Here is a 10,071-nt window from a genome sequence, read left to right on the forward strand (position 1 = left end):
CATCACCATGCATTACATGGGCTCGCTCGACATCATGAGCGTGCTGAAAAACGGTGGCAAGGCGACCACCGGCTCCCTTAGCTATGACGCCGTATGGCCGGCATCCTCCATGTGGATTTCCATGGGCGACACCAAGCACATCGTCAAAGACGCCACCAGCACCTCCACCACGCCCATCGTATTCGGCATCGCCAAATCCAAGGCCGTCGCCTTGGGGTGGGCCAACGAAGACGGCACTACCAAGCCGGTCGCCACGGCGGACATCATCACAGCCGTCACACGCGGCGACCTGAAGTTCTCGATGACTTCCGCCACGCAGTCGAACTCCGGCGCCTCCGCATACCTGGCGTTCATGACGGCGTTGCGCGGCGGTGACGGGCCGCTCACCGAAGCGGACCTGAACAACAAGAATCTGACGACCCAAGTCAAAACGCTGCTCAGCGGCGTCGATCGATCCTCCGGCTCTTCGGACTGGCTCAAAGACATGGTTGTGGCCAATCCTGACCGATTCGACGCCATGGTCAACTATGAGTCACTGGTTATTCAAGCGGACAAAACATTGACCAAGAACGGCCATGATCCACTGCTCGCCGTCTACCCGGCCGATGGCATCGCCGTGTCCGACTCGCCGCTCGGATACGTGGATCGCGGCCAGAATCTCAAGGATTCGTTCGACTCCTTCGCCAAAGCGCTTGCCTCCCAGGACGCCAAACTGGAATTCGAGCGTGCCGGCCGGCGTACGGGACTGGGCGGTGTGGTCAGTTACGCCACCGACAGCAGCGTCAAGGAATCCTTCCGCTCCGACTGGGGCATCACCACCGATGCCTCCGCGTTGAAGACCATTCCGCTGCCCGCCGCCTCCGTGATCGACAGCGCGCTCAACGTGTATCAGACCGCGCTGCGCAAGCCCAGTTGGACCATCTGGGTGGTTGACTACTCTGGCTCGATGTCCGGCGACGGCAAGGACGGCGTGGTCAAAGGGCTGAACGCGGCGTTGAATCCCGCTCAAGCCAAGGCTGCGTACATCGAACCGGCAGACGGTGACGTGAACATTCTCATCCCCTTCGAATCCGAGGCGCACGACCCCATCAAGGCGACCGGCACCAACACCGATGACCTGCTGAGCAAAGCCACGGCCACGGAAGCGTCCGGCGGCACCGACATCTATCTCGGGCTGGACGCCGCCTTGCAGCAGCTGCCCAGCGAAGCCGAGGCAAGCCAATACACCACGGCCATCGTGTTGATGACTGACGGCCGTTCAGTCACCGATAATCAGGGCGCGTTCGAAAGCGACTATAAGACCAACGGCCGCGATCTGCCGATCTTCTCCATCATGTTTGGCGACGCCGACTCAAGTCAGCTTAATTCCCTCGCCTCGCTGAGCAACGCCAAGGTCTTCGACGGGCGTTCAGGCGACCTTGCCGCCGTGTTCCGGCAAGTCAAGGGATTCAACTGATGGTTGGACGGGTGACTCGGGTAACTGGGATGCGTGACGGAAACGCTGGCGAAGCTGCGGTTGCGTGCGCGGCGACTGTGACGCGTGCGGCGGTTGCGTGCGCGGTTGCGTGCGCGGCGGAAAGGGGAGTGGCGTGCTGCAGGTGATATGTGGATTCCTTGCCGGGTTGCTGCTCGCCGGGTTCGGGTTCTGGCTCGCGGGCGGCGGTGTGGTCGGCATGGGCGTGGCCGTGGTACTGGCCGCGCTGGGGTATGTGGCCGCCTCCACACTTACCGAGCCCGAACGTCGCATCGGCAAAATACTCGTCTCCGCACTGCCGAACGGGCAGAAGGCCGCCGAAGCCATCGACGCCGCCAATATGCGTCTCAACGCCATCAGCATGCTGCTGCGTCAGGTGCGTGACCCTGTAGTGCATAAGGAAGCGAACGATTTCATCGTGGCCACGCAGGATCTCGTCAAGTATGTGGCGCGAGACACGTCCGCCTATCCCATTCTGCGCCACTACATCACCGTGTATGGCATGCAGACCGAGAAACTGCTGCGCTCGTATGTGGATGTGGAAAGCTCGGGTGCACTCGATCAAGTGGCCAAGGCGCGCAAGGAGACCGTCGAGGCGTTGCAGGTATTGGAGCAGACGGCCGCCGGCGAGCTGAGCCGTGCAGTCAGTGCCAAAACGCTCGGCATCGCCGCCGATTCCGACGCCATTCAACGGCTCGCGCGCATGGACGGGTATGACACGGATACGGCAGCTGCGGATGGTGTGCCGGGCGACACGTCGATCCAGCCGAAGCCGAGAACGGAGCAACAGCAATCATGAAATTGTCCAAATCCAAGATCATCGGCCTTATCGCGCTGCTGGCGGTAGTGGCCGTGGTGTGCGGCACATTGGTCTGGCGGCAGTCCCAGCCTGAGCCTGCCGCACCGATCGAGCAGGTGACAGTGACCGGATACCTCGGCGGCGAGAAAATCGGCCTGTTCGACGACGCCGCATTCAAGACCGCCGCATCCAAGCAGGGACTTGACGTGGACTACCGCAAAGCCGGGTCGCTGGCCATGATGGACGCCGACCGGTCCGGCATGGACTACCTGTTCCCCTCCTCGCGCGCAGCCGTCGAATACGGCAACGCCAAAGGAGTCAAAGCGCAGCAGAGCGATATCGTGTTCAACTCACCGATCGTGCTGTACACGCATAAGACGGTGGTGGACGGACTGGTTGCCGGCGGACTGATCACCAAAGACCAGAGCGGTGCGTACCACATGGATATGGCCAAAGCCGTGGATGCGATGCGACAGAACAAGACTTGGGCGGACGTAGGATACGCGGCCGGCTACGGGCAGTTCCGCATCGACTCGACCGACCCGGTCCAATCGAACTCAGGCAACGAATACGCGGCACTAATCGCCACGGTACTGAACGGCGGACAGCCAGCCACTGTGGACTCGGTAGCGCGTGACGGTGCCACCATCGCGGGCATCTTCGCCAAATCAGGTTGGATGGAAACCTCGTCGGAGGATTCATTCAACCAGTTCCTTACCCTCGGCGTGGGCTCCAAGCCGATGATGGTGGGCTACGAATCACAGATTCTGGATCTGGCCGTGAATCAGCCGGATGCGTTCAAGCAGATCAAGGACGACGTGACCATCGTGTATCCCACGCCCACCGTCTGGAGCACCCACACCATGATGGCCTTGGACGGCAACGGCGTGAAACTGCTCAATCTCCTCAAGACGCCGGCAATGCAGAAGCTGGCGTGGGAACGGCACGGATTCCGCGCGGCCAACTTCGTCGGTACGGATTCCATCAGCCGGTTCAAGGTGCCCGGCACCCTCGACCAGATATCCGCAGTCTCCGAACTGCCCAACAATGACGCCATGCAAAAGCTCATCGCCACGTTGAAGGGTGTCAAGCAGTAGACGCAGATCATGCGTGAACTTCCGCTATTTCCGCTATCAGTTACGCCATCATTTCCATATTGCGAAAGGAACCCCAATGCCCAACCAAATCACCCTCGCGGACCTTACCAAAGGTTCCGCATCCATAACCAACCCGGCGCTCGCCGGCACCAGTGCCCCGGCCGGCGACGTGGTGCCGAGTGCCGCCGACACCGCAGCGGTTGCCGCCCTGACCCCGGACCAGCAGATCGCCAAACTGCCGGCCGGCGACCAGACAGCCGTCAATCAGCTGGCCGGCCAAATCGACTTCACGCGCGACGGCATCGAATCCACCTACGGCAAGGACGCCCAGCGCGCCACATCCACCTTCGCCGACGAAATCCTTTCGGACACCCGATCCAAAGACACCGGTGAGGCCGGCGAACTGCTCAACACCATGCTGGTGACCATCGATGAGGCCGAGCTTGGCGGGTTCCGCAAGGTTCCGATTCTGGGGCAGGTGGCCGTTTCCATCGATAAGCTGCGTCGCCGCTACCAGAAGGTGGATGCGCAGATCGACGAAATCATCGTGAGACTGGAAGCAGCACAGGCCAAACTGGTGGCCGATATCTCCATGTACAACACGATGTATCAGCAGAACGCACAGCAGTATCGCGAGCTGAAGATAACCGTATTGGCCGGCAAGAAGGCGCTCGCCGACTTCCGCGCCACGCAGCTGCCCGCGTTGGAGGCCGAGGCGGATCGCAGCGGCGACCCGATGCAGGCGCAGGTGCTGAAGGATTTCAAATCCAAGCTGGACCGTTTCGAAAAGCGGCTGGACGATCTGGACCGTATCTCCGTGGTGACCTTGCAGACCGCGCCGCAGATCAAGATCATCCAGAACGCGGACCAGACCATTGTGGACAAGATCGACACCACCATCTCCACCACGATTCCGGTGTGGAAGAGCCAGATGGTGATCGCGCTGGGCCTGTCCAATCAGCGCAAGGCCTTGGATCTGCAGAACAAGGCCGATGATGTGACCAACAAGCTGTTGCAGCGCAATGCTGCGGCATTGCACAAGGGTGCGGTGGACGCGGAGAAGGCCAACCAGCGTTCCGTGGTGGAGATCGACACGTTGGAGAAGATCAATTCCGAGCTCATCGCCACCCTGAAGGAGACCGTGCAGATCCAGAAGGAAGGCAAGGCCAATCGCGAGGCCGCGCAGGCCAAGATGCGCCAGATCGAGGCCGATCTCAAGCAGGCGCTGCTCGACAACGCCCAGCAAATGTGAGTTTGCGGGTTTGTAGAGGGGGCTGCGTGACGGCTGTGTGGCGCGGGCGCGCGGCAGTCCGTCCCCGCGGTTCCCCTCCCGTCCCTTGGGGTTCGGGGTTCCCTCCATCCGTACTTTTCGCGCGAATCGAGTGGTACAAGCGCTCAATATGGCCTTGTAACGTACTTTTCGTGCGAAACGGGTGTTAGAGGGCCTCGAATAGTGGCTGTAACGCACGATTCGCGCGAAAAGTACGGATGAGGGGGCGGGGAAAGCTGGAATTCCAGGGAATTTCACTGTGGGTAAAACTCCGGAATGTTCGCGGGCGTGGGAAGTTGGGTGAAGTGAAGGTCAAAGGTTGAGAGCCCGGGAGGGTTCCGGAACCTGCAACGATAACCGTTGCAAGCCTCGCATGGGGTTTGCGACTGGTAGCCAAACAGGTTCTCTCCTAATTGAGGAGTACCGATTATGGCAATGTTTCCGGCTTTGATGAATGACACGATGTTCTCTGATCTGTTCGACGATCCGTTCTTTGAGGGTTGGCGCAACATGGACAACCAGGTGGCTGCGGCCATGCCGGCGAACATGATGAACACGGATGTGCGTGAGACCGCCAACGGCTACGACGTTGACATCGACATGCCTGGCTTCAAGAAGGACGATATCAAGCTCGAACTCAACAACGGCTATCTGACCGTGTCCGCATCTCGCAGCAGCGTGCATGAGGATAAGGCTCCTGAGGCTGCTCACGGTGAGAACGCTCAGGCTTCCGATCAGAAGTGCGCTTGCGCTTCCGATGAGGGTCGTTGGCTGCGTCGTGAACGCTACATGGGCTCTTGCTCTCGTAGCTTCTACGTTGGCGACGACGTGAAGGAATCCGATATTCACGCCAGCTACAGCAATGGCACGCTGTGCATTCAGGTTCCGAAGATGCAAGCTCAGCCGCAAGTCGAGTCCAAGCACCAGATCGCGATTGAGGGCTGAGCCGTAAACGAACAGCCCAGTGGGCTGTTTGTAGGCTCAGCCTGAGCAGGTGCGATAGCACCTGCGAAGGTTGGTTTGAGTCCGGCCAGCGGTCGGTCCGCAATTGCAAGGGCCGAAGGCGAGGCCGTAAGCGGACAGTCCAGTGGACTGTTCGTAGCATCAGCTTGAGCTCGGCGGTAGCCGAGCGAAGGTCCGATTGAGCCTTCACGAAGTAGCGTCTGTTCTTACAGGACCGATACCGAGGCAACCGACTCAATCACATCAATCGAACTTCGTATCCAAGCTCAGCTGTGAAGCATATGACCCGACGGCATTGTTCGCCGGGCCAGCCTCCGAACCGGGAGGCAATCGACTGGGCCCAAGGACGAGTTCGTAATCTAAGCGTGTTCCCTGCGCTGCCCGTTCTACGTTTTCTACGCCGACTAATCAACGGGCGGCGGGAAACATAGCCACTGAAATGCCGAGTGAGGCAATACTCACCCGGCATTTTTGTTTTTCGGAATCCTGACGGCAGACGTTTGCATGTTCGCGCGATTGACGAGACCCGCGCGGACATACAAACGATTCGCCTCGTGCATTTCGCCTCGTGCATTCCGCGTTGTACATGTCCGATGGGTAGAGTGGCCCCGAGCAAACACACGGGGATGCAAGGGGCAGCATGACGAAAACAATTGACGATGAATCAGGCGGCGGTATCGTGTCCGCATCACCTGAAGTTGGACTGCAGGAAAGCGAATACGATGAATCCGGCAACGTCAACAAACCGTCCGAATCTTCCACCCGGTCTCAGCAATCCACCAAGGCCGCTTCGCTAGCCGGCGGCCATATCGTTTCCTCAGGTGCCACGGTCATCGGCCTGATGGCGATTGTGCTGTGGAGCTTCATGGCTGGTACCGTGCGCATTGTCTCCGAAGGCTTCGGTGCCACATTGGGATCCGCGCTCATTTATACATTTGGCGGCGTATTGCTGCTGATTTTCCGTCGTCCGGCGCCGCTCAAGGATTTCCCGCGCAAATATCTGATCGGCGGCGGATTGCTGTTCGTCTTCTACGAGTCTTCGATCTCGCTTTCGCTTGGATTGGCGTCCACCGATGCCTCATCTGTTGAGGTAAGCCTAGTCAATTATCTGTGGCCCACGATGATGGTATTGCTTGCGGCCGGCGTTTCTCGACGCAAGCATGCGGTGGCCAAAGTCCTACCGGGTGCCCTCGTGGCCACAGTCGGCGTGGTGCTGGCGGTCGGCGGCAATTCCAGCCTGGACTGGCGTGCTGCGGCCGAGCATATTGCGAGTAATCCGCTCCCGTACATATTGGCGTTCCTAGGCGCGTTTGCTTGGTCGATTTATGCGGTGTTCACGCCTGCTTGGTCGAAGGGTGTGGACGGCACGTCCGTATTCTTCCCGTGCGTGGCCGTGGCATTGTGGATTATCCACTTTGCATCCGGTCAGGGCCTGCCGGCTCAACTGCCAAGCTTCAAGTCATGGTTGTTCGTGGTGATCACCGCTGTGGTGATTGCAGGTGGATATGCCTGCTGGGGATATGGCATTCTGCATGGCTCGATGGAGCAACTGGCCATTGCTTCGTATGCCACCCCGGTGCTTTCCACCGGAGCCAGTGCGGCGTTGCTGGGCCTTGCGCTGTCCGTGCCATTCTGGTTCGGTGCACTGCTGGTGGCCGCCGGTTCGATACTGAACTATCTGGTCAGCGCACGCAAATAAGCGATTGATTACTTCCCGCGGCGCTCACTCGGTCGGCGCAGCGGATCGAGCAGCGTATCCGGGTTGGAGATGCCGAGCATGCTGCGTCCGCCCGTCGATTCCGGGTGCCGAGCGATAATCGCCAGCGAAATCGCTCCCGGAACCATGATGATTACGGCAATCGCCGCCAATCCCCAGCTCACAAAGAATCCGAGCCCGAGCGCAATCAGCACTACGGCAACGGTCGTAATCGCAATGGTCAACCGTGCCTGCTTCGGCCCGGATGCGCGAGTCCATGAGATGCGTTTTGGACGAGTCGTGCCCGCGGATTGCACGGGTACGCCGTCGTTGGTTGCCGCGGGTGTTGAACCGTGAGTGGCAGTCGCTGATTCTTCGGGTGCATTGCTCATGCCATCCAGCATATGCCTGCATCGGGCGGTCGGGCCAGCAGTCGCGATTATTCGTGGTATCTGCTTTATGAGGGGTACTTTCGAACGTCTGCGGATATCTATCTGCTTTGCAAGGGGTACCTTGACGGGAGAAACCCCAACTATGGACGGTGATATATAGCCCCTGATAGATGGGATCTCAGGTATTAGGTACCCCTTGCAAAGCAGATAGACGTTTGAAAGATCCAATATGTACCCCTTGCAAGCGAGATATCCTCATGCTTTCGTGTGCCTGCACTTTTTCACATGTCTATCTAGGCGCCAATCCGCATATTTGTATTCCTCAGGGTCTGGGCGGATGACAGGAGTAGCGTAGGGCGTATGAGTGAGAACGTGAATGCAAATTCGGCCGCGTGCGCACCACACACACAAGCCCAAACCGCGTACTTCGCAGGCGGATGTTTTTGGGGTCTGGAGCGCTACTTCCAGAACGTGGATGGCATAGTGGATACCACGGTCGGTTACGCGCAATCTCAGGTGGAATCACCCACTTACGAACAGGTGTGCTCCGGCGAGACCGACGCCGCCGAAACGGTGAAAGTGGTATTTGATCCGTCGCAGGTGAGTCTGCGCACGCTGTCACTGCTGTTTTTGGAGGTCGTCGATCCGTTCTCCGTGGACCAGCAGGGCGAAGATCATGGCCGCCAGTATCGCACGGGTATGTTCTATACGGATGATGCGCAGAAGGCCGTATACGTGGCGGCATTGGAGCAGCTGGTGGATCGTCGGCCGCAACGCCCGGCCGTGTTGGTCGAGCCGCTCAAGAACTTCTACCCGGCCGAGGCGCATCATCAGGATTATCTGATCAACAACCCCGGCGGCTACTGCCATGTGCCGATCGCCGCGATCGCGAACGTGAAGCGCCGCCAGAAGTATGTGGAACGGATTTGGGATTTGACGCTGGAACAGTTCGCGGTCACTCAGCTGGCCGCAACCGAGCGTCCGTTCGTCAACGAGTATGACGAGGAATTCGAGCCGGGCATTTATGTGGACATCGTCAGCGGTGAGCCGCTGTTCTCGTCGCGCGACAAGTTCGATTCCGGCTGTGGCTGGCCGGCGTTCTCTCGCCCGCTTGCAGCCTCGCTGCTCACCGAGCATGAGGACCATCGCATTCCCGGCCGCGATCGCATCGAGGTACGCACCGCCGAGACGCAGATTCACTTGGGCCACGTGTTCGAGGACGGTCCGGCCAACCGTGGCGGCCTGCGCTACTGCATGAACTCCGCCGCCCTGCGTTTCGTGCCGCGCTCGCAAATGGAAGCCCAGGGCTATGCCGCATGGATCCCCGCCGTGGATGGGGATGCGGATGGTGAGGCTGCCGGAGCTGAGGAAGCTTGACCGCGTCTGCCGACTGCAGTTGGTACATGGGAGTCATGTTTGGAATGTCAGTAAACGCTCGAAGCCGTTCGCTTACAGCTGGTACGTCGCGGTGAACGTGTTGTACAACGGCACGGGGCAGCCTCTTGCCTTCGCGCTCCGCGCGAGAGAGATGACTGGATGGTGTCCATTGCCTTTGCCGTTTCGCTCAAGGTAGGTCCCAAGCCGCCTCGATGCCTATAGGATTGCAGTAAGCTTGCGCGATTGCTTTGCGTACGCAAACGAAATAGCACAGCACTGAAGCCAAAGGAGGCTCGCCATGATTCTTGTCACTACCACACCGTCCATCGACGGATACACCATCACGAACTATCAGGGCATTGTGTTTGGCGAAGTGGTCGCCGGCGTAAACATGTTCAGGGACATTGGCGCAAGTTTGCGCAATGTGTTCGGTGGACGGAGCCAGGGCTATGAGGAGGAACTGACGAACGCGCGTAACGAAGCCATCGCCGAAATGCAGCAGCGCGCCGAAGCGATGGGGGCGCACGCAGTAGTTGGTGTTGACATCGATTACGAAGTGCTTGGTACAGATGGGTCCATGCTGATGGTCACTGCGTCCGGTACCGCCGTGCAGCTCGCGCGTAAGGCCGCGTAACGATTGGTGTGAAGCTGGGTTGCCTTGGTTTGGATGTGATTGCGATGTAATTCGTTGTCCGTTGTGTGGTTGTTTGGTGGGCCAGCAATGACGATGGGTTTATTCTGTTGGTGGATCGACTGTCCGGAAACGGTCTTGCGACACGCCGATGAAGGCTAGTGTTTGCAACGGTTTCCGGGGTTTTCGTGTGCCTTGGTTTGCGTGTTCGTGGTTTTGCGTGTAAGTTATTCATCTGTTGCCGCTCGGCACGGCGGACTTCCGCCCCTGATGGTTCGGGGTCCTGTCTGCCGGCGTGGTGGTGGTTTGAGAACTCAAGAGCGTGTTTGTACTACTTCTTTATAGTCAATGATTGCCAGCTTGTCTCGTGCC

Annotated in this window: 8 protein-coding genes and 1 pseudogene; 8 read left to right on the forward strand and 1 reads right to left on the reverse strand. The window is 59.2% G+C overall.

Translation table 11 applies throughout. The features are described 5' to 3' along the window. Positions 1 to 856: 856 nt before the first annotated feature. The 6 genes and pseudogenes from CUU80_RS11170 to yddG all read left to right on the forward strand — a co-directional run. A pseudogene (locus CUU80_RS11170) lies at positions 857 to 1,456 on the forward strand (vWA domain-containing protein); the annotation flags it as partial. 133 nt (positions 1,457 to 1,589) lie between these two features. Beyond that, positions 1,590 to 2,273, forward strand: a complete 684-nt coding sequence (locus tag CUU80_RS10185) for a hypothetical protein (RefSeq protein ID WP_243388729.1) — start codon at positions 1,590 to 1,592, stop codon at positions 2,271 to 2,273. After that, the gene (locus tag CUU80_RS10190; protein WP_100497224.1) at positions 2,270 to 3,370 is read left to right on the forward strand and encodes a substrate-binding domain-containing protein; all 1,101 of its coding nucleotides are present in this window, start codon (positions 2,270 to 2,272) and stop codon (positions 3,368 to 3,370) included. The genes CUU80_RS10185 and CUU80_RS10190 overlap by 4 nt, the downstream gene beginning before the upstream one ends. Before the next feature lie 76 nt (positions 3,371 to 3,446). Continuing rightward, entirely contained in the window at positions 3,447 to 4,622 is a 1,176-nt protein-coding gene (locus tag CUU80_RS10195) for a toxic anion resistance protein (RefSeq protein ID WP_243388730.1), read from the forward strand. A gap of 447 nt (positions 4,623 to 5,069) precedes the next feature. Beyond that, positions 5,070 to 5,585 (forward strand): Hsp20/alpha crystallin family protein, encoded by a 516-nt coding sequence (locus CUU80_RS10200; protein ID WP_100497225.1) that lies wholly within the window; start codon positions 5,070 to 5,072, stop codon positions 5,583 to 5,585. A 658-nt stretch (positions 5,586 to 6,243) separates the two neighbouring features. Then, positions 6,244 to 7,302, forward strand: a complete 1,059-nt coding sequence (gene yddG, locus CUU80_RS10205) for an aromatic amino acid DMT transporter YddG (protein ID WP_100497226.1) — start codon at positions 6,244 to 6,246, stop codon at positions 7,300 to 7,302. Positions 7,303 to 7,310: 8 nt separating this feature from the next. On the opposite strand, the gene CUU80_RS11070 is transcribed toward yddG, so the two are convergent. Next, positions 7,311 to 7,691: a hypothetical protein gene (locus CUU80_RS11070; RefSeq protein ID WP_243388731.1), complete on the reverse strand. Its 381-nt coding sequence runs from the start codon at positions 7,689 to 7,691 to the stop codon at positions 7,311 to 7,313. A 360-nt stretch (positions 7,692 to 8,051) separates the two neighbouring features. Here CUU80_RS11070 and msrA point away from each other — a divergent pair, with 360 nt between their 5' ends. Together msrA and CUU80_RS10220 are read left to right on the forward strand one after the other, a co-directional pair. Then, positions 8,052 to 9,068, forward strand: coding sequence for a peptide-methionine (S)-S-oxide reductase MsrA (gene msrA / locus CUU80_RS10215; RefSeq protein ID WP_100497227.1), 1,017 nt, complete (start codon positions 8,052 to 8,054; stop codon positions 9,066 to 9,068). A gap of 298 nt (positions 9,069 to 9,366) precedes the next feature. Beyond that, positions 9,367 to 9,702: a putative heavy metal-binding protein gene (locus CUU80_RS10220; RefSeq protein ID WP_100497228.1), complete on the forward strand. Its 336-nt coding sequence runs from the start codon at positions 9,367 to 9,369 to the stop codon at positions 9,700 to 9,702. Positions 9,703 to 10,071 lie beyond the last annotated feature (369 nt).

The sequence above is a fragment of the Bifidobacterium scaligerum genome (assembly GCF_002802865.1).
GTDB lineage: Bacteria > Actinomycetota > Actinomycetes > Actinomycetales > Bifidobacteriaceae > Bifidobacterium > Bifidobacterium scaligerum.